Raw genomic sequence first — 26,647 nt, forward strand, 5'->3', positions numbered from 1 at the left:
GCGAACTTCACGCCCACGACGCCGGGCCTGCTCGCCTGCGCGGCCAGGGTGGCGACCGCGGCGTCGAACTGGTCCTTGCCCGCGGTCCAGGCCGGAGCCAGCTCGCTCTCGATCCACACGCGCATGCCCAGCTTGACGGCCGCGGCGGCGGCCTGGCCGGTCGCGTCGTCCGGAGGCGTCAGCACCTGCTTGTCGGGGGTCGTCGGCTGCGGTTTGGCGGACGTGGTCGGCTCGGGCTGCTCGGTCTGCTGCCAGCCCTGCGGCTCGGACCGCTGCCGGTTGACCTGCTGCTTCTGGGGCTCGGTCTGCTGGTCGGCCTGAGTGTCGGGTTGGGCGTCCGGCGTGGCGAGTTGCCCGGAGCCGTCCGGTGACGCCGAGGCCTCGGCGTTCGGCGCCTGGCTGGCGGCGAGCGGACCGGCGCTCGGGTCGCCGCCGGTCCGCGCGCCGCCGGTCGCCGTCGGCGCGGGGGTGCCGTTCGCCTCTCCCGAGGTCGTGGAACCGTTGCCGCGCGTGCAGTCGAACTCACCGCCCAGACATGCCTTGGCGGGCGGGTTCGTCGGCTTGCCCTCGGTGTCCTTGCACAGGTACTTCCCGGCGCTCTGGTCGTACTTACACAGCACCTGGTCGGAGTCGGCGCAGCCCTGCATGCCGGGGCCCTTGTTGCTCTTGTCCTTGCAGAACAGGACGGGGCTGGGGTAGGGCACGGCTTCCTTGAGCCGCTGGCCGTCGTTGTACGACCAGAAGTCGAGGACGTTCAGGGCATCCTTGGGCGTCTCGGCCATCCACGAGCAGTACATGAACTCGGGGGTTCCGGTGCCGAGGATGTCGTCGCACTGGTTGTTGACGCCGGTGCTCTGGCCGGGATCCGCCAGGGCCATGCCGGTGGGGATGCCGATGGTCAACGTGAACAGCACCGCGATGAGCGCGATGATCCATTCGCGTTTACGAAGTCGGGGCATAGGTGTCTCTCTTTGTTGCTAGAGGGGCTTGGGGCAGGGCTTCGTGTAGGTGATGGTGACGCCGGTGGTCCCGGAGCCTTTGGTTCCCTTGTTGTCACCGGACCAGAAGATCGACAGATATGTGGTCAAGGGCTTGCCGCAGTCGTCGGTGTGGCCCACTGCGACCTGGAGCGAGAAATTGATGGTCGAGCTCTGGCCGTCTGCGACGCTTCCGCTGCCGGGTGACGCGCTCACCTCGGCGCCACTCGCCTGCCAGCTGATCGATCCGGTCTGGCTGTGCACGGTCACCGTTCCCCCCCGGCCGGTGCCCAGATTCACCGAGGTGGTGGACGCCGAGAACGATGGCGGTGGCGGTGGGGGCGGGGGCGGGGGCGGGGGCGTGCTGGCCTGCGGCTGCGAGGTCTGCCTCGGGGATGAGCGGGGCTGCGATGTCCTAGGCGGAGGCGGAGGGTCGTTCGGGCCGCTATTAGCCGATGGGGAGGCGTTGTGCTTGGGTTCGCCGGTCGGCTTGGTTGACGGGGTTGATCGGTGGGACGGCGGCGGCAGCGGCGCGGAGCTGTTCAGCCTGCTCGCGCGGCGCTGGTTGGTCTTCGGCGTGGCCGTGCCGCTGGGTGCACCGACGTCTGCCAGCCTGCGGGCGTCCGCGGGTGGGGGCGGAGGGGCGGCCAGGGGTGGCAGCGGCTCGCCGGCCGTGACCGCGACCGTTCCTCCGGCCGCCTCCACGTTGATCGTCTTCCTGCTGTTGCCGGGATTGAACAGCAGCGTCCAGATCACAGCTGCCGACGCCACCGATACCAGGGTGACCAGGCTGACGCGGCCCCACCGGATGCGGCTTTCGGGGTCGGCGGCCTGCGGGTCGTGTTCCCAGAAATCCGCGGGCGGCTGCTTGTCATCGGGCCGTTCGGGGGTGAAGCCTTCCTCGACCGACAACGGTTCCTTGGGGGGCGGGGGGTCCTCAAGCGCGTCGGGCTGCACGGGGAACCCGTCGGGGTGCCAGCTTTCGGTGCGGGTCTCCGCGGCGGTGACCGAAGCGCCGGCGCCGGCGCCGGCGGACAGTCGTTGCCGTTGCAATGGAGCGGGACTTGTCCTGATGGGCATGGCTGACAGCAGCGTGGTGATGGATGCCTTGGTCGGCGTGGCCTGGCAGTGCTTGCAGGAGCGCACGTGCCGGCTGATGTGGGCGCGCAACAGCCGCGTCGGCGACTCCACCCACGAGGTCACCAGGTCGGCCAGTAGCGGGCACCGCGGAGTGGCGCGCCTGGCGTCCATGACGGCCGCCAGCCACTGCTCGGCATTGCGCCTGCCCAGGCGTGCTGCCGTCTCCACCGCGTCCACCGGGATGTCCAGTACCCGGGCGGCTTCATCGGGCGTCAGGCCGTGGCGCGCGGTGAGATCGAGGATCTCCCGCTCTCGCGACTCCAGGCAGGCCAGCACTTCGGCCGCCAGCTCGGGAGCCCCGCCGCGTCCCTGCCGGGTGTATGAGCGGGTGTGGGTGACGGCGGCGAGCCTGGCCTGGCATTCGGCGCGGGCCAGGGAGTACAGCCAGGCCCGCAGATGCCTGGCGTCCTGCAACCGGCCGGTGTGGGCCATGGCCCCGTGAAGGGCGCCCACCGTGGCCGACAGGGCATCGTCGTCTTGCAGCAGGGAACGACAATAGTCGTAGAGATGATCACCGTACGCTCGGCACAGCTGCTCCAGTACGGCGGGATCGTCTCTCAACACACAGATCAGCGCTCCTGAATTTGGATCGGCATGACGTATCGCAGGTTGCCGTCAGGTCGGGTTCAGTCGTTCTTGCGGGTCGGGCCGGGTGGCCGCACGGATCGCGGCCTTGCGGGCCACGATGGTGTCCTGAGCGGTGATGCGTGCGGCTTCGGCGTCGAGCATGTCGGCGAGCTGCTTGTCACTGCGGATCCATCCCTTCTCGAAATGGATCCACCACGTGTGCTGATAGCGGACGACGTAGGCGATGGTCTGGCCAAGCGGCGTCACTAGGCCCTGGTCGAAGGCCCGGTTTATCTCCGCGTGACTGATGATCATTGGCTGGGTGTCCGGTTCGGCGGTGGACGGCTGGTCTGCGGGGCGCTTGGGGAGCGACATGGTTTGGGTGGCTCCTTCTACTGGCGCAGCTCGGGGCCGTCGAGGCCGAGCGTTTGATCGGGTGGTGTGAGAAGCGGCGCGCTGTGGTCCTGTGCGAAGCCGCGTTCGTGGCGGAGGGTCCGATGCGCGGCGGGCTGGTGGGCGATTGTCACGGCGTTCACGGCGTTCACGGTGATCCGGGCGGCTCCGGCGGCGAGTTCGGCGCGGCTGTGGTCGGCCAGCAGGTCACGTCCGAGCTCGATGGAGACGCCTGCCTCGACTGCGGTGACCGCCAGGCGAGCGAGGTAGCCGGGAGCCGCGGGGGTGGCGTCGAACCTGCTGTCGATGGGTTCGCCGGCCAGGGTGAGGTCGGCGGATCGAGCGCGGGCGAGTTCCCAGGAGAGGGTGAGTTCCTGCACCGGCTCGCCGTAGTGGTCGACGGCGATGATGGCTTCGTAGATGCTGCGCCGGTCGGGGCTGGTGAACACCTCGGGATCCAGCCAGGCGGCCACCTCGTGTAGGTATTCGGGATGCTGGATCAAATCGGCCAGTAGTGCTTCTTCGCGCAGGGTCCGCAGGTCCTGGCGCGGTGCCTGTACCGCCAGTTCATAGGTGAGGCTGGTGTCGAAGTGGACCGCGTTGGAGCGCAGGGCGTCCGACAGCAGCGCGAAGTGGTCCAGTTCCGGGTCGATGCCACGGACGGTTCCGGCGGCTTGGGTGAGGCGGTCGGCGTGGCTGAGGAGTTCGCGACGCAGCGCGGCTTCTTGGATCATGCGGCCGTAGACGGCGACGGAGGCGAGATCGGGGCTGGACAGAACAAGGCCGGTGAGCCGCGTCTGGTCGATACTGGACTGGCCGATCTGGAGATTGATCCGTTCGGCCATCGTCGCACCCCAGATTCCGGGTTCGTTGGCGTAGATGTCGAGGAACGCCGCGAAGATGGCCTGGTGATCGGAGTGCTGGAAATGCCGGGGAAGAAGGTAGGGCACGTCGTTGACGAGACTCGGATCGTAGATCAGCGCGCCGAGGAGCTCTTGTTCGGTCCGGTGGACGAGATCAGGCATGGTCGGGGAGCTTCCTATCGTTGTGTGACCTCCTAAAAGGGAGGCTCCAGGTCGCGGCGCTCTTGGTCGTTGTGAGCGCGGCGTGAGTGTGGCTGGGTCGGTTAAGGGCGACATCAGGCGATTCCTTTCGCCGCCCGGCCGGTGGCCTTGAAGGCCCTGTGGCGCTCGACGCTGCGATCGGCGAGTGCCAGGGCGGCGGATCGCTGGTTGAGGCGGCGGTCGAGGTGGGGATCGATGATCCGGAGCCAGCCGCCTTGGCCGGGGGTCCACCAGGAGCCGTCATGGTGGAGGAAGTCGGTGACCGTCGTGCCCAGGGGGACGGCCGCGGCTTGCTCGTGGTGGGTGGTCATGGTGGCGGCGGTCAGGAACAGGTAGCTGTCCGACCGGCCCGGTGCGGCATCGTCGGCCTGGAGCATGCCGGCAGGGATGCCCGCGGCGGGATCCGCGGTGGCCCAGCGCTGTTGGAGAGCGGCGTCCTCGGCGGCCAGGCCGTCGGCTCCGCGGTGCCCGGCGCGGCAGCCGGCAGCGTAGAAGGTGATCGCGGCGTGCATGGTCTGACGGAGCTCGGCGTGCCAGTAGCGTGCGGCCTGCCCTGACGGCTGCTTGGCGTCATAGATCTCTTCACGCCAGGCTTTGAGCGCCCACAGCTCTTCGATCAGGCCGGGATGCTGGGCCCAGCAGCGCGGCAGGCGTTCCTCGACGCCGAGTTCGTAACGGTCGTGCAGCCAGGTCGCCCAGGCCCGCAGCCGCGCCCAGTTGGCCTGCCGTTCGCCGGGATCCATCCGGTGCCACTCCATCAGGCGCCGGGTGGGCTTGGCCGTGGGACGGTCACGACGCTTGCCACGGCTGAGGTGCTGGTCGCGGTAGCCCTTGTTCAGCGAGGACTTCAGCAGGACAGCCGCCTGAGATTTCACCGGCTGCTTAGGCGTCTCGGTCATTTTCGGTTCCGTCCTTGCCCGCGGCGGTTGTCGTGACGCTGGTGGTGTACGGGATGGCGTTTGTGATCATGTGGGTGGCCGCGGCGACTGAGCGGGCGTAGGCGTCGCGGTCGGGGCCTTCGTAGTGGCGGGTCATCCGCACCAGCACGGCGGGGGTGGTGGCGTGGATGACCAGCGCCTCGCGGTGTTCTTCGGACAGGGTCCGGATCGCCTCCGCCGGAAGGGTCTTGCGGTCGTGCAAGGTGGACTGGATGGTGTGGCCGGTGCTGCCACGCTGGTGGGTGGTGAGGAGTTCGCGATGCTCACCGGCCAGCGCGGACAGGTCACGTAGTTCGTCACCGGACAGACCACCGAGGGCGATCTTGACGGTGGAGGCGCCCCAGAGCATGGCCGCGCCTTCGCGGCCCCACCGGTTCTCGGCTTGCGCCATGTTCTGGAGCACGGCGACGACGAAGATGCCCGATCCGCCCGCGTACGACATCAGGGCGGGCAGGTGCGGGAGCGGGACGACGTTGGCGACCTCGTCGCAGATCAGGCCAAGCGGTGGGTCGAGCCGGCCGCCGGGTGAGGCGTCGGCGAGCCTCTTGGCGGTCTCGGTGAGCTCGTCGACGAACGCCGAGATCAGCGGCGCCAGGTCGGTCGCCTGTTTCTCCGAGACCAGCAGATAGATCGTGCCGCGGACTTTGAGGAAGACTTCCAGGTCGATGCCCTCCCCCGCCGCCGGGGTGAAGGTGGCGCGGGCGGTGGGGGCCAGCAGCGGTGCCACCGCCGTCTGCACGGTGGTCCACAGGTTCGAGCGGGTGCCCTCAGGAGACCGGTAGGCGGCATCGAGCATCGCGGCGGTGCCCGGCGCCGCGGCGGGATGGTCGCGCAAGATCTTCACAGGTTGGTCGAGGCGCTCATCCAGCGCCCAGCGCAGGACATCGTCGGTGGAACCGCCGGACAAGGCGGCGGCGTGCAGCCAGCCCGCGAGCAGATTCGTGGCCGTCATACCGAAGTAGGCCGCGTTGCCGGAGTCCTGGTTGCTGCCGGTCTTACCGACCGTGACCATGACGTCAGCCCGGATGCGGGCCTTTTCGAAGTTCTCGCAACCCGAGGTCGGTGACCAGCGCACCAGGTCAGGCCAGCGGATCATCCCGGTGGGCGCCATCACCAGCACGGGACGGCCGCCTTCGGCGCGCAGCAGCGCGGTCGCCTCGACGACGTCTTTGCGGACCGAGGTGGCCAGAGCAGGACCGGGCCAGCGGTGCAGCCACGGGATGATGACCATGCTGGTCTTGCCTTGACGGGGCGCGGACATCACCAGGACCGACGACTCGGAGCTGATGGCCAGCGGCATGCCGCCGGACCTGGCGCGGCCCAGCCGCACTCCCACCTCTTCCACCGCGTACCCGGTGCCTGCCAAGCTCGGGCGGACGACCGGTCCCCGGATAAGGACCGCTTTCTCCGACATCGCCCGGGCCAAGTGGCGGCGGGAGGCGAACCCGCGCTGGGAACGCCCGCCGGCGACCCGGCGGATACCGGCAACGGCCGCGGTCGCCAGGCCGGTGAAGGTGATCAGGGCCGAGAGCAGGAATCCGGGCCAGCCCGGGAGGGAGTCGCGTGCCGAGGCCGGCCAGGCTTGCTTGGGGTCGGACAGGTGGTGGGGAAGCCGTTGCAGGATCGATAGGGAGTCGCCCAGGCTGGTGTCGGGCCAGGAGAAGGCGAATACCAGTCCGGCGATCTGCCCGGTCAGCCAGACCCCCACGACCGCGACGACGATGCATCCGAGCGCACCGAACAGCAGGTAGTCGGCAGGGCCGTCGAACACGCCGCGGCCGGCGATGGTCTCGTTTCGTGCCATGTCAGACGGCCATGCGCTCGTTGGTCCAGTAGAGCCGGCGCTCCACGGGAGTGAGGACGACCTGGACGACGTGGCTGGCGGTGCGGCCGATCTTCCAGACCGCCCGGCCGATCTGCTCGCCGGACCAGGAGGCGATGTGTGCGCACTCGGTGTCGGTGAGCCCGATCGCATCGCGGGTCATCGCCAGCGGGGCGGTGTCCTGCCGCAGGCAGATGCGCACGTCGCAGCTGGCGATCAGGTTCTTGGCGATCGTGACCTCCTGCGAGCCCTCGGGCCCCACCGCCTCGAAGTCCGCGAGCCGGTGGGTGGCCAGGACCTGGATGGTGCCCTGGGCGCGGGACAGGCGAAGGTCGGAGTCGACTTTGCGGATCATGGCGGGGACGCGCATGGCGCGCCACAGCTCGTCGCGGACGACCAGGCGGACGGGTCCGCCGGGTTCGTCGATGGCGGCCTGGCCCCAGGAGGAGACGCAGGCGAGCGTCATGGCGACGGTCTCGTCCCCGCGGCCGTCGATACGGGACAGATCGACGGTCTGGATCGGGGCGTTGAAGTCGAGCTGCACGCTGGTGGGTCCGTCGAACAGGCCGGAAAGGGAGTCGCGGACCATGTTGCCGAGGGCGTCGGTCGCCCGCCGGACCATCTCCCGCAGTTCCCCCACGTCATCGCCGCGGACCCGCAGTTCGGTGGCCATCTCCGGCAGCGGGTCGCGCAGGAGCTGCCACACCTGCGGGATGGTCGGGTCCTTGAGGGTGCTCGCGCCGGCGGCCTGCCCGGAGGCGTGTTTGATCGCCAAGCTGATCGCCGCCTCCTCCGTTGGGGTGAGGTCGCCGCCCAGCCGCATGACCAGCAGCGAGGACAGCAGGGTGATGCGGCGGCGGTGGATCTCCTCCAGCCGCTCGCGCAGCTGCTCGCCGTCGGCGGGCAGGTTCTCGCCGAGCGGGCCGGCGTCCAGCGGGTTGAGCCGGGTTCCCAGGCCAGGGCCGAGTTCGACCGGTGCGACGCCGAACGCGCGTGCCAGGGGCGCGTACTCGTTCTTGATGTCGCCGAGTACGAAGGTCTTGACGCCGTACGCGCTGAGCCGGGTGATGAGGGCTTTGATCGTGGCGGATTTGCCCGCGCCGGGCACCCCGGTGATCAGCATGTTCGGGTTGGAGATCAGGCCCCGGTGCAGCCATTCGATGGGGTGGCAGGCGAACGCGCCGCCGGACAGGCAGTCGACGCCGACGTAGACACCGACCGGCGGCATGCTCGCCCCGTACAGCCACGGGTACAGGCCCTGCACCTGGCCGGTGCTCCCGCGGAAGACAGGGATCGCCGGGAATCGGGGAGCGCGTCCCCCGAAGGGGTGGGCATGACCGCGCCGCGGCGCGAGCGCATCCTGGCGACGGCGCTCGGCCTTCCCGGCCCGGTTGCCGCCGGCCTTGGCCACAGGGGCGGCCGGAGTTCCCAGCACATCGGCCAGGTCGAAGGCGGGCAGAGCAGCGCTGTTCCTCTTGCGCAGGCCCATACTCACAACCTCTTCCGGGGCAGGCCCATGCCCAGCGGCAGGGCGCCGAGCGCGAACCCGACGTCCTGGGCCATCCACATGCGGCGGATGGAGATCCGTGCTGCCGCCGCGTCGGCTTCCAGTGCCGCGCAGGCGTCGTCCAGGTCGGCGGGATCGGTGACGGTGACCGTGACGTATGCCGAGAAGCGGACCAGTCCGTGACCGGCCGCACGTTCGCGGTCCTGGGAGCGGGCACGGTCAAGGGCGGCCTGCTCGTGCTCGGGAACGATCTGGCCGGTACGCTGCCGCATCCTGATCGCGACATCGCGGGCCGTACGCTCGCGCATCACCTCCTGTTCCGCCTTGCGCGGGCCGAGGGGCTCGACGTGCAAGGAGAAAGCACGACGGTGATCGCTCTCCCCCAGCAGGGGCGCCAGCGCGGTGGAGTACACCTGGTTTCGCGGCCAGTCGTGCACCACATAGCTGACCGAGTGAGCGCCGTCGTGGGCGTAGGAGCCGGGCTTGGCCTCGGCGGCGGCCGGCCCCGCCAGCGCCGGATCCACCCCCGGCACACCCTTGTGGCGGACGCCCACTGTGGCAGCGGCCATCGCCCCGGCACGCTGGTCGGCCAGGACACGAGCCGAGTGGGGGTCGAACGCGGTCCGCAGCACCTCGGCCAGATCCCGTGGATCGAGCCAGCCTTCCACCTGCAGATCGGCACCGCCGATGGCCGAGGTAAGCGCCTTGAGCTGACGGACCAGCACGGTCGCGGCCCCTGCCGTACCACCACCGGCGGCCCTGATCTGCGACGCTGCCCTCTTGTGGTCCATGGTGAACGCCAAGAACGCCTCACGCTGCGAGGTCGCCAACGTCGAGGTCGCCAACAGCATCGCGGTGATCTCCCGCGCGAGAGGTGGCGCCTGGTCTGAGAGGTGGTCGGCGTGCCATCGGCGCAGCGCCGCCCCCGATTCGGGGACCAGCCGCTGCAGCGCTTGCACCCGGACGATCGGGTTGCCCTCGGTGCACAACCCCGACAGCAAACCGCCCCACCCCGCGACCCGCAGATCTCTGCGCGAGGAGTCGACCAGCCCGATCCCCGGGAAGCCGATCCGTGCGACCGCGGTGAAGGTCCGCTCGTAGCTGTTGTGCGCCACCGCGATCGTGGCCGCGTTACCGAAGGCGGCCTCCAAGATGGTCACGGGCGCCAAAATGCCGGGCAGGTCCATCGGCGCAGGCGCGGCAGGACGGCTTGTGGACCTCGGAGCGAACGCGGCACTGGCGAACTTGTTCTGATCTCGGGACCGCAGTAGTCCGTAGGAGGCGGCGGCCAGGATCCACTCATCGACGGTCCGACCGGCGATCCGGACGAACGCCAGGGCGATCAGCAGACCGGCGACCGGCCAGCACAGCAGGCCTTTCCTGATGTCGGAGACGGCCAGCGGCCAGGCGGCGGAAAGCACAGCGACCGCGAGCATCGCGGCACGCTGCCCACTCACCCCGAGAATGAAGGCGACCTTCTCCTCCTGCCAGCCGAAATACGTCCGCGAGGACGGCGTACCGCCACCGGTACCGGCACTCATGCCACGCCTCCCTCAAGGTCATGACCGTCACCGGCAGGGGTCGCCTTCGGCCGCGGCGGCGCTGGAAGGGCCTCTGCCAGAGCAGGCTGATCCGGCAGGGCAGGGGATTGGGGTGCGGTCTGCTCGGCCGGAGTATCAGCCGGCCGTTCCGCAGCCGACGCCTGCGGCAGGGGTGGCTCAGCCTGCGATGATCCCTGATGGTCTTCCCCCTTCCCCAGCGCGCCGGAGCCAGGCACCGGAGCGGGGGGCGTGCCGCCTGCACTGCCGCTGCCAGGGGCAGAGGTACCTGCGCCGTACGGGCGCCGGTAACGACCCTGTCCGGCGTAAGGCGGTACTCCGGCCGCGTAGCCGGCCGGTCGCCCGCCCATTCCCGCGTGGGTCGCCATCTGGTCCATGCCACCGCTGAGGCTGTTGATCGCCTTCTGCGCTCCGCGGAGTGCCGCGACGGCAACCGCCGCGGGACCGGCCCCGGCCGCCGCAGACCCCCCGGCGCCCCCGGCCGCTGATGCACCACCACCGGACTGCCCGAAAGAGGCCATGGTCCGGGCCTCGGACGCCTGGCTGAACTCATCAGGATCGATACCGGTCGGTACGCCCCCGCCCGGCCCCCCGCCGCCGGCCCGTCCGGCGGCAAAACCGACAAGGCTTCCAAGTCCTGCGCTGCCGCCGACCGCGACGCTGGCGAAGGAGAAGAAACGGGCAATGGCCGGCCAGGCGAAGACCGCCAGGATCAGCACGAGCATCCCGGCCAGAATGGACTGGATGTCTTCGCTCTTGCCGGTCATCCCGAATCCCAGCGCGAAGACGAGCGCGATGACCGGTTTGAGGATGATCAGCTGAACCGTGGCCACCGCGAACTTGGTCCACCAGGAGGTGGTGAACCCCGAGACCTGCCCGGCTGCCGCGATCGGCGAGGTCGCCACCAAGACGACGATGGCCACGTTACGCAGCAGCAGTTCGAACCAGAGCACCAGCGTGAGCAGAATCCCGACAACCGCCAGCAGCAGGATCAGCGCACCCGCCGTGGCCGGCGAGGACCACGGAATCAGGCTGGTGATCCTGGCGGTGAGAGCCCGGGTGCTGCCAAAACTCCGCACCACGATGTAGTTGGTGATCTCGTCGGCCGCTTTGAGAGACGTCCCCGCGATCACCAGCGTCAACATGAACGCCAGCGCAGCCTTCCCGACGCCGATCAGCCCTTGGGCCAAGGCGGAACCATCGTGCGTGATCGCCGTCTTGATGACCTGGCCCAGCAGCAGCAGAACAGCGATCACTCCGGCGACCTTGAGGGAGATCTGGTAGACGCTGCGCACCCCGGGAGAGGTCAAATCGACCGGCGGGATGGCGACGAACGCTTTCCCGAAGCCTTCCAGCAGGGTGTTCGCCGCCGACACAAAGCTCTGGACGACCGCGTTGAAGGCGCTGCCGGCGATGCTGGTGACGCCCCCGCCGACGAGGTCGCCGGCGCAGCCCAGGACATCAGGCAGATCGCATGGCATGGGAGACCTCCTGTCCTGTCAGCCCGGGGTGAGTGGTCACGAGGCTTGACTTACGGCGAGGTCAGCGGCAGCCACCCCAGGGCGGCCGCCTCCGGGGAGCCGGGTGCGGCCTGCAGGCCTGAGTAGTCCGCGCTGAGCGTGGGGGCGGGGACCTTCCAGTCACCGGCGGCCCAGTGCATTCGCAAGGGGAAGACGCCGATGCGGTTTTGCGGCTCCTGGCCCGGCAGCGTGGTCTGGAGATAGCCCAGCAGCAGGACGGTCACCGAGTCAGTCGTGATCTGCCGAATCTGATAAGCCATCGGGGTGAGCAGCACCGACGCGCCGTCGGGAGCCGGTCCGCTGGTGGGCAGGCCCAGGCGCCTGCGGGTGTTGATCGGTCCCTTCGACAGTTCGGCGGCGGCGGTCGTCCACGCCGGATCGGCGATGACGGTGCCGATCTGCGCCGCGCGGGCGGGGTCGAGCGTGGAAGCGATCTGGCCCCAGTACTGCACCGCGGCGGAGACCGCACCGAGCGTCGAGTGCGGGTAACCGACCGAGACCTCATGCACCATCCGGGTTCCCGGCAAAAGCTGCAACGGCGGCGGGTGCTCACCGAAGCCGATCCGCTTGCCGTTCTGGTCGATGCCGATCACATCCCCAGGCCCTGCGCCGGGCGCGGGGACACGGTAGTCCGGGGGGTCGCTGGGCATCAGGGCCGTTTGGATGACCAGGCCGACAGCCACGAACGTGACCAGTCCAAGCACGATCATGCGCAGGTAGTAGAAGGCCGGCCGGCGACGCTGCAGGAAGGTGTTGCTCATGTCGTCTGCGCACCGGCCGCTAGGAAGCGGCTCCGAAGACCGTGTTCACCATGGGAATGGCGATCGCCGTGACCACGACTCCGCCGAGGCTCCACACCAGGGCGCGTTTGCCCTTGTCGGCGTGGTCGGGCCGGTTGGACAGGGCTCCGACGGCCATCAGCCCGCCGGAGACGACGGCGGCGACCGCGCAGGCGATCAGGGCGCCCCACTTGGCGTAGGCCAGCAGAAGGTTGACGCCGTTGCTGCCCGCGGTCGGGTCCTGCGGGGCGGGGTTGTCGATGTCAGCCGCCAGCGCTTGTACCGCGGCGTGAACACCATCATGCAGAGACAACGAAAGGGGCAAATCGGGCTCCTTGGGGGTAGGGGGCCCGCCCGCCGACCGGGCACGCGAGCGGCCTGAATCGCGCGGGGACGGGGTTTGACCTGCGACGTTTCCGTACGAACGCCGCGGAAACGGTTATACGCGCCCACGAAGAGGCTTGTCAACTACAGCAAACAATCAAGCGGTCAAAGGGTCAACTCGCTTTGCCGGAGCAAGCACTACACTATGGACAGTGCTGGATCTTGCGTTGGTGAGCTGACGGAGGGCTACACCTGACATGATCGACAGCGAACCGGGCGTGCTGGCGCAGCGACTCGACCACCTGTTCAAGACCGTGCACCCCAAGGGTCGCGGGCCGTACACGCTCCGCGAAGCCGCCAGACAGATCAACGAAGAGGCCGGCAAGGCGATCATCTCAGCCGCCTACCTGTCACAACTGCGCACGGGAGAGAAAACCAGGCCCAGCTACGAACGGCTGAGTGCCATCGCCCGTTTCTTCGGCGTCGACGTGACCTACTTCGCCGATGACGAGGTGGCCGTGCGCACCGACAGCCAGCTCGCGCTGATCGCCGCGATCCGCGACAGCGGCGTGCGCGAACTCGCTCTGCGAGCGTCCGGCCTGTCCCCCGAAACCCTCAAAGCGATCTTGGGCATGGTCGAGCAGGCCCGGAAGATCGAAGGCCTGCCGGACGACGACCCCAGGCAGTGAATCACCGTCTGTCGACCCCGCCGTAAAGTTTTACCTGACCCCACATCCCCGTACCACACGGCGTTTCCGCAGCCAGCAGCCCCCAGGCCGCCCCCAAAGGATCTCCAAATTCCTTTACTCTCCCATTGCCAGACTCCCGTTTGACCGAGGAGAGTTCGGGTTGAACGATCTGAAGCGCTTCCGCGCGCAGTGCGAGAAACTCCTGCGCGAGCTGACCATTCCGAATCCTTTCGAGATCACCACATTCTGTGATTCGGTGTCCGAGCGCCGCGGCAAACCGATGATCCTCACACCGGCCCAGATGACCCCGACCGCGGAGTCATGCCCCTACGGCCTGTGGGTCGGCTTCGACCACGTCGATCGCATCTACTACGAGCAGGACACCAGCCCCCTGCATCGAGACGCGATCATCCTGCACGAGGTCTCTCACATGCTCCTTGGCCACTCCTCCGACGTGGCCGACGCCCTCAGCCTGTCCGGGATACTGCCCGACCTGGACCCCGGCAAAGTGCGGCACTGGCTGAGCCGGCGGATCTACACCACCGACAACGAACTTCAAGCCGAGCTCCTCTCCTCCCTGATCCTGGAACGGGCCAGCGTCTCACCGCCCCACTCTGGTAGCTGGGTGACCCGGCTCAGCAACGCCTGGCAGCGCCCGAGCCAAACCCCGCGCGACTGAAATGAAGATCCTCCTCATCACCGTCCCGTGGACCATCCCGTGGACCGTCCCCCTGTGGCGCCTGCCGCTTCTGGCCATCAGCGCCGCGCTCGACGCCTGCTGGGCTTATCGAAACCTCAACGCGCTGCGCCCGCTCTGGAAGCAACTCACCGACGCGACGCCGCACGTCGTCCTCGGCGCCCCACCCAGCCGACGCACCGACCTGACCTCGTTCGCCGATCTCCGCATCCGGCTGCTGCGTCGCACGATCGAGATCCGCGACGCACGGCTGGCCCTGCGCGGCTACGTGACCGACGAGGACCATCGCTGGATTCGAGACGAGCTGGTCAGCCATGGCCTGGCAGGAGAGCAACTCGACGCCGCGATCGAGGCCGCCTGGCTCACCTGCGCGGCCGGCGCGCGACACCATGGCCGGCCTTACGTACCACCGACTTCACGGCCGGCACGCGGTGGGAGCGACTTGCGCGGCGAGGTGCGCTGGCTCCGCCTGGTCGATGGCGCGCGCCGCTGCGAAGCCGTCGCCACCGCTTGTGCCACGCTCAGCCACCGAATAGCGATGCGACATCCATGACCAAGACGCAGATGCCCGCCCTCGCGCGCGCCACGCGAACCGAGTGCACGCTGATCTTCGACTCCGCTACCGCGCCCCTACTGGGCAGCGGACCAGGCCCTCCTCCCCGCGAGCCGGCCGACACCAGGGCCGACAAGCTCCTCCATTGAACTGAGCAAGCCTGCCAGCAAACAGGGCAGCCTCAACCAGGCTCATCGCATTTGCCCCAGTTGACGTCAGCCCGAGATGCCCAATACCGTCTTACCGGTTCGTTTGCTGTAGCAAACAGACTGGTTGCTCCCCGCGCCGACCCGGATCTCAGCGAGTTCAAGGGAGATCACATGCACACGATCACCCCTGTTCCGCTTCCCCGCGTCCGTTCGCTTTCCCGCGTCCGCCTATGAGCGGCAAGCTCGTCGGTGCCGTGGTCGCGGCCGTCGCCGCGCCCCTCACGCTCGTTCTGGGCATCGCCCTCGGCTCTGCCGCAGGCACCGCCCCCGGTCCTCCCCCGTCAGGCGTGGACTCCTCGTGCTTCGGCACCACCGGCTCTGGCATGGACACCGGCCGCGGCGAGATCCTCAACGACGGCCAGGCCCGCAACGCTCAGATCATCTACCAGGTCTCCGCCGAGCTCAAGCTGCCGGCCCGGGCGGCGGTCATCGCCATCGCGACCTCGATGCAGGAAGACCGGCTCCGCAACTCCACAACCCCAGGCGATCTCGACAGCCTGGGCCTGTTCCAGCAGCGGCCATCCCAAGGATGGGGCACTCCCGAGCAGCTGACCGATCCGGTCCATGCCTCCAAGAAGTTCTACGCGGCGCTCGTCAAGGTACCGAACTGGCAGACGATCCCTCTGGCGCACGCCGCACAAGCCGTCCAGAAGTCCGGCACTCCCGACGCCTACGCGCAGTGGGAGCCTTTCGCCACGAAGATCGTCGCAGCCTTCGCAGAGAAAGCGACCGCCTGCCCCACCGTCGTCCCACCCGGCGACCTCGGCGCGGCGATCCTCGCCCAAGCGCAGAAGTGGACCGGGATGGCCTACCAGTATGGCGGCGGCGACCAGAACGGGCCCTCGGTAGGCACGAACTCCAACGGAAGCGGCCAACCGGGCTTCGACTGCTCAGGCCTGACCGTCTGGGCCGTCTACCAGGCCACCGGCGGCAAGGTCCTGCTCCCCCGGACCGCCGCCACCCAGTTCCAGGACCGCCGCTGGAAGCACGTCCCCTACGATCAGCTCCAGGTAGGCGACCTGGTCTTCTGGCCAGGCACCTCGGGCACCGGCAGCGCCCCGTCCCACGTCGGCATCTACGCAGGCGACCACCGCTTCTTCAACGCACCCTTCACCGGCGCCAACCTGCGCTTCGACTCCATGGCACCAGGAACCTACCGGCACAAGACCTTCATCGCGGGCGCCCGCATCACCGGCTAGGATGTACTCACGTAAACGCCGCCCTATTGTCGAGTACTGGAGTCTATGACCAGTCCGGCAGGGGGCGCGTCACCGACCGTCCGCCCAAGGGAGGGGAAGGACCCGTGAGCACCACGCCTTCCAAACCCGGCCCGCTCGCCGACCGGCTTGAGCACCTGTTCCAGACCGTCTACCCCAAGGGCGGCAAACCGTACACCAACGTAGAGGTCGCCGAAGCGATCAACGCCGCCGCCGGCGAAAAGGTGATCTCGCAAGCCTACGTCTGGCAACTCCGCAAGGGCATCAAGGACAACCCCACCAAACGACACCTCGCCGCGCTGGCGGCCTTCTTCGGCGTCTCGGTCCTGTACTTCTTCGAAGACGAGGCCGAAGACGGCGGCACAGCCCCAGCGACGAAGGTCGACCTCGCCCTCAGAGACGAAGCGGTCAAAGAGGTCGCACTACGGGCGGCCGGCCTCTCCGACGAAACTTTGAAGACAATCCAAGACATGATCGACCGCGCACGCACCCTTGAAGGACTCCCTGCACTCACCGAGCAGGGGAAGCACCGAGCCGGGTAGTCGATAACAGCCTGAGGAGCGGATCTCGTCGCACCGAATGCGCAGATCCGGAGCGCAGCACCCCTGTCAGGCGCGCCCTTTCCACCACAGGCGCATCACGGCGAGTCTGATCCAGCACAAGGTAGGCACACCTGCCTTGACCAGCTCATATACATGAGTATATTTTTGTGCTGAGGATACACGCTGGTCGTATCGGGATCGGAAAGGTGGGCAGCTTGAGCAGAGACCCCAACGAAGGTGCCGACTACGTGAGCCTGCGGCTCATCAACGTTGATCAACTGTGCGATCTCTGGGGCGTCAAGAAGAGCTGGGTGTACGACCAAGTCGAGGCCGGAAGGCTTCCCGTCGTTCGCCTCGGCAAGCAGCTACGGTTCCGCGAGACCGACCTCGCTGGCTACCTCGCCGAGGCAGTCGCCTAGCCACTTGCTCCCGAAAAAGAGGTCATTGAAGCTTTGAGCAGGGGGCTGATGGCCAGCCTGTGAGGCGGGGGCATGCTTGCCGATCCGGCTTACACTCTCCAGTCGGCTTCAGCCGAGTGGACATCGGGTGATCACGATCATCCGATGGAGATTATAGGCGAAGCTTCCGACTCCGGCCCAGATCTGGGCGCCTTCGAGGCGGCGTAGGCGGGTGCGGCGGAGCTCGAATCCTCGCTTGAGGTGGCTGATGCGGGCTTCGATGCCGACACGCCAGTTGCGCATTCGCCGGAACGGGCGGATCCGTTCATGATCGCGGCGGATCCCATCGCCTGCGGCGCCTTCGATCACGGCGATCGACGCGGTAACAGCGGGTGGTCGATCCCGCTACGGCCGGTCCAGCTTGTAGCGGCGTAAGCGGGACATGGTGATGCCGAGAGCCTCGTCTGCGGACATGAACGACTTCGCCGGAGTCGTGAATTTGGCAGACATGGCGAAGGTCGTGTCTCTGCCTGCGCGATGAGCGGACGGGGCGCTCCCCGGATACCACCCCGGTCGGCGCCCCGCCCTACGCGCAGGCCCGGCAATCGGTCCCTGCTCCCGGGCGACAATAGCGTCTCCTCGCTGGTTGTCCAGGGTGTCAGGGCGATCCATTGGCGGCCGCATGCGATTGATCGGCGATCCTGATACGCATTCACGATCACTCCGTTAGAGTGCGACTGCCGATCGCGGACCGTATGCGGACCGATACCAACCGCAGCAATACGGACGAGGCGGCAATAGCCCGGCAATCCATATTAGGAGACCGAATGGAGTCAACCCTGCTCATAGCCGCGAAAGCGAGTATCGTCCTCGCCGCCCTCGCGGTAGCCGCCTACGCGATCAGGAGATCCACCGCCGCCGCCCCCAGCGGCATGGCGAAACTCGTCCTGGCCGTAGCCGCACTGCTCGGCGCCATCCCCCTAATCCTCGACGCGCTTCCAGACTGACCACACCCGGCCGCCGACACGCAGAAAGCGCCCGCCCCTCCCTCGCGGAGGAGCGGGCGCTGTGCATGTGCGACCGGGCAGCGCGATTCTAGTGAGCCCCGCGCCTGGAAACCAGCTAGGCGGCCTGCCCAACGTCGCGGAGAGCGGGCCAGGCGTGCCTCATGAGGCGCCCCCCCACGCCCTGGCCGTGGAGTGACTGATCCGTCACTTTCTGTGAAAGCCGGTGCGCGATCACTTGGGGACCGTCATGGTCGAGGCGAACCGTCCAACTCGCCCCCGACCGGCAGCCCGACGCCGGCCGAGACGGATGGCCGAAGGAGCCCCGGTGTCCCGACTCACCGCTTTCACGTCCGCATCCTTCGCGACCGTGCTACTTGCTGGACTGCTCACCGTACTCGGCGCCGCGCCGGCGAGGGCCGAGCCGCCAGGAATCCCCGACCCCGCCACCGCCGCGGCCCAGCTCAACGCCCTCGTCGTCGCCGAGGAGACCCATCAGGACAGCTACAACCGCACGCTGTTCCCGCACTGGATCACCATCTCCGGGACCTGCAACACCCGCGAGACCGTGCTACGGCGCGATGGCAGCGCCGTCGTCGTCAACGCCTTCTGCGCCGCCACCTCCGGCACCTGGTACAGCCCCTACGACGGCGCGACCTGGATGGCCGCGTCCGACATCGACATCGACCACATGGTGCCGCTGTACGAAGCGTGGCGGTCCGGCGCCTGGGCCTGGACCACCGCGCAACGACGTGCCTTCGCCAACGACCTGGCCACGCCCCAGCTGTGGGCGGTCACCGACAACGTCAACCAGGGCAAGAGCGACCAGGACCCCTCCACCTGGCAACCACCCCTGGCCGGCTTCGGCTGCACCTACGCCTCGGCGTGGATCGCGGTGAAGCACGCCTACGCGCTCACCCTCCAGGCCGCGGAGCGGGACGCGCTGACCGAGATGCTCGCCACCTGCTGATCAGGTGACCGGCAGCTCGACTCGCCCTTGTTCAACTGGCGGGCGAGGCACCTACTCCAACCGGCAACTCCGCCCTCCACCAAACGCCACGGCTCATGGAGGTCGCCCGTGGTTCCAACAGGCCGTCTAACACGCCGTTAGAAGTCCGCAGGCGCGGCACTCATATCAGCAGGTCGGAAGGGGGGTCTAAGGGGTAACTTGACATCAGGCCCTCTTGCACCCAAAGCAGGCGCGCTACCAAGCTGCGCTACACCCCGGAACGCCGGGCCGTTCGCGCACTCGGAATCTCCGGTACGCTTACGTCCTGACGACCGGATGAAGTCTAGACCAGACGGCGACCGGCTCGCGCGGACGTAGCTCAATGGTAGAGCCCCAGTCTTCCAAACTGGCTACGCGGGTTCGATTCCCGTCGTCCGCTCTCACCACGAAGGCCCAGGTAGAGGACGTGATCCCCAACCCGGGCCTTACTGCTCTCACGAACTATTTTCGGGGTCGTGCCCGTTGCGTGCCCGTTCCCTGTTCTGCGCGGCCCGACTGGCGAACGTGCCCGTTCCCTGCTGTCGGCTTCCGCCGCGTCTCGGGCTCGCCATCCCTCGCGACCTTGAGTGCCTGCCCAAGCGCTTCCGCGATGACCTTGTCCCGATCGCGCGTCGCATGCTGATAGATCAACGCCGCGCGGGGGCTCGCGTGGCCCATCCTCACCATCAACTCTTTGAGGCTTGCGCCTGAAGCGGCTGCGAGAGTATTGCCGACGTGACGAAGATCATGGAAGTGAAGATCAGGGAGCCCCACATCCGCGCGGACCGCGTTCCAGATCCGGCGGAACCCCGACCGCCGCAGCCATGCCCCCTTCGGGCCGACGAACACACGCCCGTTCTCCCCCGCTTCGGCGAACTGGTCAACGTGGTGGCGAAGCTCCGGAATGATCTCTTCCGGGATGGTCACCACTCGACGACCGGCCCGGGACTTGGGAGTGTCCTCCATGAGCCTGCCGCCGTCGAGTTCGGCCAGCTCACTCACGACCCGCACAACCCCCTCGTCTAAATCGAGGTTCGGGCGACGCAGGCCGGCCAGCTCACCCCAACGAAGACTCGTGAACGTGCCGAGAAGCACGAGCGCCCGATACCGCTCCGGCACCTTGGCCAAGATCTCCAGAACCTTCGCCAGCGGTATCATCCGCCGTTCGGGCGTGTCCGGGGCACCGGCCCCCTTGATACGGCACGGGTTCTTACGAATCAGTTCGTCGTCAACAGCCGTATTCATGATCGACTTGAGGAGCTGATACGCCTTGGCCACCGTGGACTGTCCCACCGCGCCGAGCCGTTCCTTGCGCCACCGCCGCACGTCGGCGTCCTTGATGTCCCCAAGGTTCACGTTGCCGAAAGTCGGCGCGAGGTGGTTTTTGAGGAGGCTCCGATACAAGCCCTCCGTCCGGGCCTTGAGGACCCGGTCATCAATCCACGACGCCGCGTAGACGCCGAAGGGGACCTTCCCAGCCTCTGGGCTCATCCAGTCGCCCCGCTGGATCTCAGCCTCCTTGAGGACGAGCCAGCGCTCCGCGTCCTTCTGGGTGGTGAAGGTATAGGGCGCCGGGCGATCGACGCCGTCAGGCCCCGCGTAGCGCGCCTGGAAGCGGCCTGACGGAAGCTTCCGAACGCGACCGAACCGCCGCTTCTTCTTCTCGGCCATCAGGCGGCCCTGCCGCTACGAGCCGTGATCGGATGGACCACTCCGGCGGCGATGAACGCCTCTAAAGCCGCTTTGGGGATACGCACCTTCCGGCCGACGCGCACGAAGGTGATCCGCCTCTCCTCGATCAGGCGACGAGGAAAGCGAACGGAGGTGTTCAGCCGTTCCGCCGCCTGCTCCACGGTGAGCAATGGGCCTTGCGCCGACTCCGGAAGGAGCGACACCGGCTCTTGCTTGGCCTTTCTCGTCACGCCGCCCTCCTCGTTGCCTGAGTTGCCGAAAGTTCTCCGATGGGTTGTCCGTCTGCGCGTGCCTGTGCCTGTTTGAGTGCCGCGCGCCATTGGTGGCGTTTGGCGAGTTCGTCTAGCAGGCGTTTGGCGCGGTGCGGGACGCCGCGATCGGCCGAGGTGACCGGGCGCCAGATGTAGCGGTGTGGGTCAAGGGGGTCGCTGTGGTCGTTGGTTGCCGGAAGGCCGAGTTCGGCGAGTTGTTCCAGCACCCAGGCCCGGCGGTCCTGCTTGTGCTCCGACAGCGTCTTGCCGGACCACTTGCGGGAGACGAGCACGCGGCGTCCGGCGTAGCCGAGGTGTTCGGGCTTGTGCGCCTTGCCCCGGCAGGCCCCCGGACGCATCCCGGCTTTGGCGCCCTTGGGCTGCACGCCGTAGCGCAGCCAGTTCGGGCAGGTTGGCGCGCACGGCTCGTAGCGCAGAACCGACATGAGCCGTTCCACGTGTGCCCGCTGGGCATCGTTGGCCGGCTCGTGGCAGTCGGTCAGAGACTTGGTGAGGTACTTGGTCAGGTACCGCAGGCCCAGGTCCGCCCCAGGTGATCCCGCCATGACGCCCTTGACGTCGATCTGGGGACCCAGCCGCACCACGTGCAGGGGTTCGGCGTCGTCGTCGGCGTCGAGCTGGTCGAGCGCCTGTTCCCAGGTGGGCAGCACCTCGCCGGTTTCCGGGTCGAGGTAGTCGCCGGCCTGCCCATCCTCACGGTCGCACGCGTGCTCATCAGCAACCCAGACCGGCAGGTGCGCACCCTCGTAGCGCACCTCATCCGCCGCAGGCCACCACACCTGGTGGTAGGTCGCAGCCGCTACGGCCTTGAGCTCTGCACGTGGCATGGTGCCCCGCACGGCCATGTGCAGATGGGGAGCCAGCCGCTTTTGCGGCTCCACGGTGGCGAAGTACTGCACGTCATATCCGGCGACGCGGCGAAGGTTCTGCACGAACCGGTCCACCAGCTTGGGGAAGTGGATCGCGTCCCGCGCCGCCCGGACGTAGTCATACGTCGAGGGATCGACCGGAGTGCCGTCCGGGCGAACCTTGCCGTAGCTGTCACATGTCAGAGTGACGAACAGCGACGGCCGGTAGACGCGCCCGTCCGGAGCGGTGAAAGCGCGTCCGACAGTGCGGTTCTCACGCTGCCGCTTGGGCAGATCCGGGGCGTCCTGCCGACGACGGGTCGAGCGCGACCGGCGAGGCTTGCCCTCACCCGGCAAGACGTGACCCCGGACCCCGGATTCGGCTAGCTCATCCTCCAGGGTCGTGGCCACCTCATCCCAGACGGCCAGGTCCCCGCCGTCCTGTATGACCAATTCCCGCAGCGCTTCGACGTCGGCGCGTTCTTCGACAAGCCAGCGCTGACGGTCGGTCGGTTCGCTGCGTTCGGCGACCGGTTCGGCTTCCAGATGCCAGCCCTCCCGGCATTGCGCCTTGCGGAGCTGCACGGCCCGATTGGCGCACGGCTCGCACTTGGCCGCCAGCGTGGCGCCGCATGGGACGTTGACGTACTCGACCTTGCCCGTGGTGGTGTCGGTGCGCTTGAGCACCACCGGGCGGATGCAGACGCCGTTGACCTTGCACGCCTCTTCGATCACGTCCAGGGCCAGCGGCATGGCCGCGCGCACGGCCCGGGGAAGGGAACGGTCGTCCGGGTGGGTCACGGGGCCTCACCGCCGTCCTCACAGGGCAGCGTGATGGCCGTCTGTCCGCACTCGCGGCACTCGACCAGGCCCCGAACGGGGTCGAGCCACAGCACATCCAGGCAGCCGCACACCGAGCAGCGAAGGCCCTCCAGGCATTCGGCGAGCATGCTCATGCCGCATCACCCGCCCCGGCGTACTCGGCGACCATGGCGCGAATGTCGGCATCGGAGACGTACGCGGCCCGGACGCGGACCGGTTCGGGGGAGGCTTCCAGCCGCACATACCCGACGCCGGCACCTGTTGCCGGGTTGGACGAGATCTGATCGGCCAGCGCGCCACGATCGCGCGCCCCGTCGCCGAGCACGAGATCAACCTGTGTCGGTTCGTCCAGCCGTAGGGCGATCTTGTCAGGGAACAGGTTGCGAATGGACAAGATCTCTTTACGCGGGTCCTGCAACGCGGCCAGGACCCCGACGCCGACCGCGCGCCCTTGCGTGGTGAGTGTCGCCAGCGCGGCGACGATGCGTTCCCGGCATTTGCGGTCGGTCTGGTAGGCGGTCAGAAACGCCACCTCGTCAACGATGATCAGAATGAACGGGTCATCGACGGTGGCGACATGGTTGCGCTGGACTCCCGCGAACCGTCCCGCACGCTCTTGCATCACCTTGACCGCCGCTTCGAGCAGGTCGGCACAGTCGGCAGGGTCGGCGGCATACCGGTCCCCGAACAGGGCACGCGCGTAGGACAGTTCCATGAGCTTGGGATCAAGCGCCCAGATCTCCACCAGCCGCGCCCGCTGTGCGGGGAGTAAGCCGCGGATTGCCGACCACAGCCACGACCCTTTACCCGCACCGGTCGCGCCCGCGACCAGGACATGGGTTCCGTGCAGCTTGAGCCGGTAGGGCGAGCCGTCCTCACGCAGGCCCACCGGGACCGCCGACACCTGCACATCCCCCGAGACGGGCAGCGCGGGAATCGGCGAGGCCAGCAGGTCACGCCGAGGGAATACCAGGGTCACACGGCCGGGTATGGCCGAGGCGATCCGGCACTCGCGGCCGACGAACCCGTGCGCGAGGTTGTCGGCCCGGTCCTGCCAGTCCGCCGCAGACCGCCCCGACAGCATCTTGACCGCCACCACGTCAGCGGTCGGCGTACAGGTGACCTTGAGCAGCCGGGGCAGGTACTCGCGTCCGCCGATGTGCTTGGCCAGCCCGGAGACGACCATGACCGGTTGCCAGTGCCGCCGGTAGATCCACATCCACCGCCACCACGCCCGCAGTCGAAGCCCGACCCAGGCCGAGAACGAGACCGGTTCGGCCAGCCGCCACCCCGCCAGCGCCGAGATGGTCGCGACGACGACCACCAGGGCGACGCGCCAGCCGTACACCGCCCCCAGCGTGAACGGGACGAGCAGGACCAGGCAGGCGAGCGGGTGACGCCACACCGCCCGCACCAGGCCCACGACCGCCCGGAGCACGATCGCGGCGATGGTGAAGATGGCCGGGGTGTTGACCACCGTGGGCCGGAACACCAGCGAGTCAGGGACGGTGGAGACGATGTCCCGGGTGTAGTCCCCGGGGAGCTTACGCAACATAAACTGAACGCCTCTTCTCGTGATGTGAGAGTCGATGGGGAGAGGAATCCCGGGGGCCGCCGGAAGTTGGCGCTTCCAGCGGCCCCGCCTGCAACCGCTCAGGCAGCCTTGCCGGGCGTCGCCGGGTCGGTGGCCTGCCGGGAGTCGCGCCGGATCTGGCCCTTGTGCAGCCGTTCGACCGCTTCGGCGAAGGTGCGCGCCTGTTCGGCCAGCTCACGGGCGAAGGTCACCGAGGCGTCATCCACCCGGTTGGCGTGCAAGGTGACCTTCATGACCGCGTTACCGGCCGCGACCTCAAAGACCGGCGTGCGGTGCGGGTAGACGAAGCAGGCCGACCGGCCGCGCCCGTCAACGTGAAGGGTCGTGGTCTGCCAGGACCCGTTGACCGGCCTGCCCATCAGGCCGCGTCCTGCTTACCGGCCGCAGCGGTCCGGGCCGAGGTGGCACCGGCCGTCGCCCGGGGGGCGCGCATCTCCCGCGCCCGGACCGAGTAGGCGATCCTCTTCTCGTTCTGCCACGGCGTGACGGTCAGGCCGTCGAACTCGACGGGGATGAACGGCAGCCCCGGCATCGGGGCCGGGGGCACCGGCTGAACCGGCGAGATGACCTTGATCTTGAGCGTCTTGTCTCGGGCGTCAGGGTCGCAGTCCAGCACCGTGACCTGCCAGACGAACGCGCCGGTGTCCTTGTCACGCGCCCACACCGGCTTACCGGGGGTGGACGCCTCGAAGTCCTTGACCTGCTCGACCTCACCGACCATGTAGCAGCCGAGCGGGAACATCTCCCCGAACTCGACCCGGAACGCTCGCGGGATTGCCATTTTGTTCTCCTGTCGTTTTGTCGCTAACTCGTACTGTCGAGTTGACTCTGCCTCTCACAACGGCCACTCGACAATACGAGTTTCCGAGGAGAGGGGTGAGCTACGTCACATCACAGAGAGTAGGCGTCTTCCAGCTCATGCATCGAGCCCGGAAGCGCCACGTCGATCACCAGCACCACACGGCCCGAACTGTCGAACACCCGGGCGACGACGCCGAGCACCGCAGCAGTCTTGCTCAGGCCGAACACGTCGATCTCATGCGGCAGCGGGTGACGCGCGGACAACCGCTCTACCACGTGATCAAACCGCAGTCCCTTGACCCCTTGCAGGTGTTGGCGGATGCTCACCGTCAACGGCTGCGCGCGGCCCAGGTCGGTCCCTTCCGCCAGCTCAATCGGAGCCCAGGCGGTGACCAGCTCACACGGTTCGTCGGCCTCACTCAGCAGCACCCGGCGCATCACCACCGGAGTACTCTCCGGCACGGCGAACATCCCCGCCACGTTCGCCGGCGCAGGGCGCGACCCAGCTTCGAGCACCGCCGCACCCTCCCCGATCTCCACGCGATCGAGCACCGCGCGGCCCGTCCGAGACGACTCCCCTTCACCGACCGGGGGAATCGCCTTCACGTACGAGCCCTTACCGTGCTCGCGGTCGATGATGCCGCGAAGCTGCAACACCTGGAGCGCCCGGACCACAGTCGGACGACTCACCGCGAACTCACGAACGAGCGCCGTCTCAGAGGGCAACTGCGAGCCCGGAGGGTACGTGCCGTCCGCGATCTTGCGCCGGATGGCCGTTACGATCTGCGCGTACTTCGGCGGCGCGTACTGCTCGTCATCAGATACCGACATGACAACAACCCCACTACTCGACTTATCGTCAGGATAGCCAGGAACTCCCAGCTTGCATAGCCGGGCGTTCCTGCGTCAGGACCGGGAATCTGATTCCACCCGTGGTGGAGGTATGGGAAGCGCGGGTTTTCTGGCGACGGATGGCGGTAGTTGTTCGATCTTGGTTTCAGCGGCCAGGTAGTCGCCAAGCTCCTTAAGCGTGTCCCCGCACCGCACATTGGACAGTCCCCGAGCTAGCGCGCGATCGGATACCCCGTGACGGCGGACCGCGATCCAGCCGCCACCCGAGGAGTCCAAGATCTCCCAGCGCCGACCATACTTGGCGACCAGCTCAGCCAAGGTCGGCGCGTCAGCTCCGCTCACTGCCTTCATCCGTCGTGACGTCGGCGAGTTGCTGCACGCTGCGAAGATGCTTGGCCGTCGATTCCGCGTCCTGAGTGTCACCGACACCAACCCCGAAGCCCTGACGGTCGGGCGGGGTGATCACGAAATAGGGATCTCTACCCACTCGTTCGCTGACGGAAATGGTTGCCAGCAGGCGAGTACCGCGCCGCACCTCCATGTAAGGCGCCAAGTAGATACGCGGCCCGAACTTGGCGGCCATCACCACGCGGACACGTGCCACGATGAGACATCGCAGGCCAGACCCGTTCATGCTGTGCCGCAAGCTGATCAGGGCCTCACGCTGGGCATTGGCCCTTCGCTCACCGATCCCCTCTCGCGGCGTCATGACGCCCTGCCAAGCCACGCCGCAGCCTCCGCCTCACGCATGACCTCACGCAACGCATCAGGGTCAGGCGCATAGACGCAGCCGGGGTGAACCGTACCGGTGAGAGCGAATGCGTAGAACAGCCGATCGTATTGGCCGTACCAGACGAGCCATCCGGGTTCGAGCTGATC

General features: G+C 67.9%; 29 protein-coding genes, 2 tRNA genes and 1 pseudogene. 10 read left to right on the forward strand and 22 right to left on the reverse strand.

Annotated elements, in window-relative coordinates:
• The 11 genes from AB0M95_RS12980 to AB0M95_RS13030 all read right to left on the reverse strand — a co-directional run.
• Positions 1–959: hypothetical protein (locus tag AB0M95_RS12980; RefSeq protein WP_363762958.1), on the reverse strand; the 959-nt coding region annotated here is incomplete at its 3' end.
• A gap of 18 nt (positions 960–977) precedes the next feature.
• Positions 978–2,681: an RNA polymerase sigma factor gene (locus tag AB0M95_RS12985; RefSeq protein WP_363762961.1), complete on the reverse strand. Its 1,704-nt coding sequence runs from the start codon at positions 2,679–2,681 to the stop codon at positions 978–980.
• Positions 2,682–2,732: 51 nt separating this feature from the next.
• Positions 2,733–3,059: a hypothetical protein gene (locus AB0M95_RS12990; RefSeq protein ID WP_358523716.1), complete on the reverse strand. Its 327-nt coding sequence runs from the start codon at positions 3,057–3,059 to the stop codon at positions 2,733–2,735.
• A gap of 17 nt (positions 3,060–3,076) precedes the next feature.
• A complete protein-coding gene (locus AB0M95_RS12995; RefSeq protein WP_363762964.1) occupies positions 3,077–4,102 on the reverse strand; it encodes a DnaB-like helicase N-terminal domain-containing protein in 1,026 nt (341 codons plus the stop codon).
• Positions 4,103–4,215: 113 nt separating this feature from the next.
• Complete coding sequence (locus tag AB0M95_RS13000; RefSeq protein WP_358523722.1) at positions 4,216–5,040, reverse strand: hypothetical protein; 825 nt, start codon at positions 5,038–5,040, stop codon at positions 4,216–4,218.
• Positions 5,024–6,883 carry a TraM recognition domain-containing protein gene (locus tag AB0M95_RS13005; protein WP_358523725.1) on the reverse strand — a complete coding sequence of 620 codons (1,860 nt, stop codon included), beginning with the start codon at positions 6,881–6,883 and terminating at the stop codon, positions 5,024–5,026. Before AB0M95_RS13005 ends, AB0M95_RS13000 begins: the two co-directional genes overlap by 17 nt.
• Before the next feature lies 1 nt (position 6,884).
• On the reverse strand, positions 6,885–8,390 hold the full coding sequence (locus AB0M95_RS13010) for a type VI secretion protein (RefSeq protein ID WP_358523727.1): 1,506 nt from the start codon (positions 8,388–8,390) through the stop codon (positions 6,885–6,887).
• 2 nt (positions 8,391–8,392) lie between these two features.
• A complete protein-coding gene (locus AB0M95_RS13015; protein ID WP_358523730.1) occupies positions 8,393–9,949 on the reverse strand; it encodes an SCO6880 family protein in 1,557 nt (518 codons plus the stop codon).
• Positions 9,946–11,448 carry a conjugal transfer protein TrbL family protein gene (locus AB0M95_RS13020; protein WP_358523733.1) on the reverse strand — a complete coding sequence of 501 codons (1,503 nt, stop codon included), beginning with the start codon at positions 11,446–11,448 and terminating at the stop codon, positions 9,946–9,948. Before AB0M95_RS13020 ends, AB0M95_RS13015 begins: the two co-directional genes overlap by 4 nt.
• Before the next feature lie 50 nt (positions 11,449–11,498).
• Positions 11,499–12,248: a hypothetical protein gene (locus AB0M95_RS13025; RefSeq protein ID WP_358523736.1), complete on the reverse strand. Its 750-nt coding sequence runs from the start codon at positions 12,246–12,248 to the stop codon at positions 11,499–11,501.
• 19 nt (positions 12,249–12,267) lie between these two features.
• Positions 12,268–12,591: a hypothetical protein gene (locus AB0M95_RS13030; protein WP_358523739.1), complete on the reverse strand. Its 324-nt coding sequence runs from the start codon at positions 12,589–12,591 to the stop codon at positions 12,268–12,270.
• A gap of 256 nt (positions 12,592–12,847) precedes the next feature.
• Between AB0M95_RS13030 and AB0M95_RS13035 the strand changes: the two genes are divergently transcribed.
• From AB0M95_RS13035 to AB0M95_RS13065, 7 genes are all read left to right on the forward strand, one after another.
• Positions 12,848–13,279, forward strand: a complete 432-nt coding sequence (locus AB0M95_RS13035; protein ID WP_358523742.1) for a helix-turn-helix transcriptional regulator — start codon at positions 12,848–12,850, stop codon at positions 13,277–13,279.
• A 160-nt stretch (positions 13,280–13,439) separates the two neighbouring features.
• Complete coding sequence (locus AB0M95_RS13040; RefSeq protein WP_363762971.1) at positions 13,440–13,958, forward strand: hypothetical protein; 519 nt, start codon at positions 13,440–13,442, stop codon at positions 13,956–13,958.
• Position 13,959: 1 nt separating this feature from the next.
• Positions 13,960–14,529: a DUF6545 domain-containing protein gene (locus AB0M95_RS13045; RefSeq protein WP_363762974.1), complete on the forward strand. Its 570-nt coding sequence runs from the start codon at positions 13,960–13,962 to the stop codon at positions 14,527–14,529.
• Positions 14,526–14,678: a hypothetical protein gene (locus AB0M95_RS13050; RefSeq protein ID WP_358523747.1), complete on the forward strand. Its 153-nt coding sequence runs from the start codon at positions 14,526–14,528 to the stop codon at positions 14,676–14,678. The genes AB0M95_RS13045 and AB0M95_RS13050 overlap by 4 nt, the downstream gene beginning before the upstream one ends.
• Positions 14,679–14,908: 230 nt before the next feature.
• Positions 14,909–15,937, forward strand: coding sequence for a C40 family peptidase (locus tag AB0M95_RS13055; protein WP_363762977.1), 1,029 nt, complete (start codon positions 14,909–14,911; stop codon positions 15,935–15,937).
• Positions 15,938–16,041: 104 nt separating this feature from the next.
• Positions 16,042–16,497, forward strand: a complete 456-nt coding sequence (locus AB0M95_RS13060) for a helix-turn-helix domain-containing protein (RefSeq protein WP_358523750.1) — start codon at positions 16,042–16,044, stop codon at positions 16,495–16,497.
• A 215-nt stretch (positions 16,498–16,712) separates the two neighbouring features.
• A complete protein-coding gene (locus AB0M95_RS13065; RefSeq protein ID WP_363762980.1) occupies positions 16,713–16,916 on the forward strand; it encodes a helix-turn-helix domain-containing protein in 204 nt (67 codons plus the stop codon).
• Between the two features lie 108 nt (positions 16,917–17,024).
• On the opposite strand, the pseudogene AB0M95_RS13070 reads toward AB0M95_RS13065, so the two are convergent.
• Positions 17,025–17,234, reverse strand: a pseudogene (locus AB0M95_RS13070) (transposase); the annotation flags it as partial.
• Positions 17,235–17,722: 488 nt separating this feature from the next.
• Here AB0M95_RS13070 and AB0M95_RS13075 point away from each other — a divergent pair.
• Both AB0M95_RS13075 and AB0M95_RS13080 read left to right on the forward strand, forming a co-directional pair.
• Complete coding sequence (locus AB0M95_RS13075; RefSeq protein ID WP_358523752.1) at positions 17,723–17,902, forward strand: hypothetical protein; 180 nt, start codon at positions 17,723–17,725, stop codon at positions 17,900–17,902.
• 325 nt (positions 17,903–18,227) lie between these two features.
• Positions 18,228–18,869 carry an HNH endonuclease family protein gene (locus tag AB0M95_RS13080; RefSeq protein ID WP_358523754.1) on the forward strand — a complete coding sequence of 214 codons (642 nt, stop codon included), beginning with the start codon at positions 18,228–18,230 and terminating at the stop codon, positions 18,867–18,869.
• A 188-nt stretch (positions 18,870–19,057) separates the two neighbouring features.
• Here AB0M95_RS13080 and AB0M95_RS13085 read toward each other — a convergent pair.
• A tRNA-Pro gene (locus AB0M95_RS13085) sits at positions 19,058–19,126 on the reverse strand.
• A 90-nt stretch (positions 19,127–19,216) separates the two neighbouring features.
• Here AB0M95_RS13085 and AB0M95_RS13090 point away from each other — a divergent pair.
• Positions 19,217–19,287: transfer RNA gene (locus AB0M95_RS13090), tRNA-Gly, on the forward strand.
• A 62-nt stretch (positions 19,288–19,349) separates the two neighbouring features.
• On the opposite strand, the gene AB0M95_RS13095 is transcribed toward AB0M95_RS13090, so the two are convergent.
• The 9 genes from AB0M95_RS13095 to AB0M95_RS13135 all read right to left on the reverse strand — a co-directional run bounded on the left by AB0M95_RS13095 (position 19,350) and on the right by AB0M95_RS13135 (position 26,495).
• The gene (locus AB0M95_RS13095; protein WP_363762984.1) at positions 19,350–20,558 is read right to left on the reverse strand and encodes a tyrosine-type recombinase/integrase; all 1,209 of its coding nucleotides are present in this window, start codon (positions 20,556–20,558) and stop codon (positions 19,350–19,352) included.
• Positions 20,558–20,809, reverse strand: a complete 252-nt coding sequence (locus tag AB0M95_RS13100) for a helix-turn-helix domain-containing protein (RefSeq protein WP_363762987.1) — start codon at positions 20,807–20,809, stop codon at positions 20,558–20,560. The genes AB0M95_RS13095 and AB0M95_RS13100 overlap by 1 nt, the downstream gene beginning before the upstream one ends.
• Positions 20,806–22,452 (reverse strand): replication initiator, encoded by a 1,647-nt coding sequence (locus AB0M95_RS13105; RefSeq protein ID WP_363763297.1) that lies wholly within the window; start codon positions 22,450–22,452, stop codon positions 20,806–20,808. Before AB0M95_RS13105 ends, AB0M95_RS13100 begins: the two co-directional genes overlap by 4 nt.
• A gap of 44 nt (positions 22,453–22,496) precedes the next feature.
• Entirely contained in the window at positions 22,497–22,655 is a 159-nt protein-coding gene (locus AB0M95_RS13110) for a hypothetical protein (RefSeq protein ID WP_363762990.1), read from the reverse strand.
• Entirely contained in the window at positions 22,652–24,076 is a 1,425-nt protein-coding gene (locus tag AB0M95_RS13115; protein ID WP_363762993.1) for an FtsK/SpoIIIE domain-containing protein, read from the reverse strand. The genes AB0M95_RS13110 and AB0M95_RS13115 overlap by 4 nt, the downstream gene beginning before the upstream one ends.
• 98 nt (positions 24,077–24,174) lie before the next feature.
• Positions 24,175–24,474 (reverse strand): hypothetical protein, encoded by a 300-nt coding sequence (locus AB0M95_RS13120; protein WP_363762996.1) that lies wholly within the window; start codon positions 24,472–24,474, stop codon positions 24,175–24,177.
• Positions 24,474–24,896 carry a plasmid replication, integration and excision activator gene (locus tag AB0M95_RS13125; RefSeq protein ID WP_363762999.1) on the reverse strand — a complete coding sequence of 141 codons (423 nt, stop codon included), beginning with the start codon at positions 24,894–24,896 and terminating at the stop codon, positions 24,474–24,476. The genes AB0M95_RS13120 and AB0M95_RS13125 overlap by 1 nt, the downstream gene beginning before the upstream one ends.
• A gap of 110 nt (positions 24,897–25,006) precedes the next feature.
• Positions 25,007–25,747 (reverse strand): GntR family transcriptional regulator, encoded by a 741-nt coding sequence (locus AB0M95_RS13130; protein WP_363763002.1) that lies wholly within the window; start codon positions 25,745–25,747, stop codon positions 25,007–25,009.
• A gap of 349 nt (positions 25,748–26,096) precedes the next feature.
• Positions 26,097–26,495: a hypothetical protein gene (locus AB0M95_RS13135; RefSeq protein ID WP_363763005.1), complete on the reverse strand. Its 399-nt coding sequence runs from the start codon at positions 26,493–26,495 to the stop codon at positions 26,097–26,099.
• Between the last annotated feature and the right edge of the window lie 152 nt (positions 26,496–26,647).

This window comes from Sphaerisporangium sp. NPDC051017, from assembly GCF_040683095.1.
GTDB lineage: Bacteria > Actinomycetota > Actinomycetes > Streptosporangiales > Streptosporangiaceae > Sphaerisporangium.

Bases quoted from the DNA above. Each gene is read 5' to 3' on its own strand.
- AB0M95_RS13015 (WP_358523730.1), bottom strand. From the start codon at position 9,949: ATGAGTGCCGGTACCGGTGGCGGTACGCCGTCCTCGCGGACGTATTTC.
- AB0M95_RS13050 (WP_358523747.1), top strand. From the start codon at position 14,526: ATGACCAAGACGCAGATGCCCGCCCTCGCGCGCGCCACGCGAACCGAG.
- AB0M95_RS13105 (WP_363763297.1), bottom strand. From the start codon at position 22,452: ATGCCGCTGGCCCTGGACGTGATCGAAGAGGCGTGCAAGGTCAACGGC.
- AB0M95_RS13005 (WP_358523725.1), bottom strand. From the start codon at position 6,883: ATGGCACGAAACGAGACCATCGCCGGCCGCGGCGTGTTCGACGGCCCT.
- AB0M95_RS12990 (WP_358523716.1), bottom strand. From the start codon at position 3,059: ATGTCGCTCCCCAAGCGCCCCGCAGACCAGCCGTCCACCGCCGAACCG.
- AB0M95_RS13025 (WP_358523736.1), bottom strand. From the start codon at position 12,248: ATGAGCAACACCTTCCTGCAGCGTCGCCGGCCGGCCTTCTACTACCTG.
- AB0M95_RS13110 (WP_363762990.1), bottom strand. From the start codon at position 22,655: ATGAGCATGCTCGCCGAATGCCTGGAGGGCCTTCGCTGCTCGGTGTGC.
- AB0M95_RS13120 (WP_363762996.1), bottom strand. From the start codon at position 24,474: ATGGGCAGGCCGGTCAACGGGTCCTGGCAGACCACGACCCTTCACGTT.
- AB0M95_RS13000 (WP_358523722.1), bottom strand. From the start codon at position 5,040: ATGACCGAGACGCCTAAGCAGCCGGTGAAATCTCAGGCGGCTGTCCTG.
- AB0M95_RS13010 (WP_358523727.1), bottom strand. From the start codon at position 8,390: ATGGGCCTGCGCAAGAGGAACAGCGCTGCTCTGCCCGCCTTCGACCTG.
- AB0M95_RS13045 (WP_363762974.1), top strand. From the start codon at position 13,960: ATGAAGATCCTCCTCATCACCGTCCCGTGGACCATCCCGTGGACCGTC.
- AB0M95_RS13115 (WP_363762993.1), bottom strand. From the start codon at position 24,076: ATGTTGCGTAAGCTCCCCGGGGACTACACCCGGGACATCGTCTCCACC.
- AB0M95_RS13125 (WP_363762999.1), bottom strand. From the start codon at position 24,896: ATGGCAATCCCGCGAGCGTTCCGGGTCGAGTTCGGGGAGATGTTCCCG.
- AB0M95_RS13095 (WP_363762984.1), bottom strand. From the start codon at position 20,558: ATGGCCGAGAAGAAGAAGCGGCGGTTCGGTCGCGTTCGGAAGCTTCCG.
- AB0M95_RS13020 (WP_358523733.1), bottom strand. From the start codon at position 11,448: ATGCCATGCGATCTGCCTGATGTCCTGGGCTGCGCCGGCGACCTCGTC.
- AB0M95_RS13075 (WP_358523752.1), top strand. From the start codon at position 17,723: ATGGAGTCAACCCTGCTCATAGCCGCGAAAGCGAGTATCGTCCTCGCC.
- AB0M95_RS13055 (WP_363762977.1), top strand. From the start codon at position 14,909: ATGAGCGGCAAGCTCGTCGGTGCCGTGGTCGCGGCCGTCGCCGCGCCC.
- AB0M95_RS13130 (WP_363763002.1), bottom strand. From the start codon at position 25,747: ATGTCGGTATCTGATGACGAGCAGTACGCGCCGCCGAAGTACGCGCAG.
- AB0M95_RS12995 (WP_363762964.1), bottom strand. From the start codon at position 4,102: ATGCCTGATCTCGTCCACCGGACCGAACAAGAGCTCCTCGGCGCGCTG.
- AB0M95_RS13035 (WP_358523742.1), top strand. From the start codon at position 12,848: ATGATCGACAGCGAACCGGGCGTGCTGGCGCAGCGACTCGACCACCTG.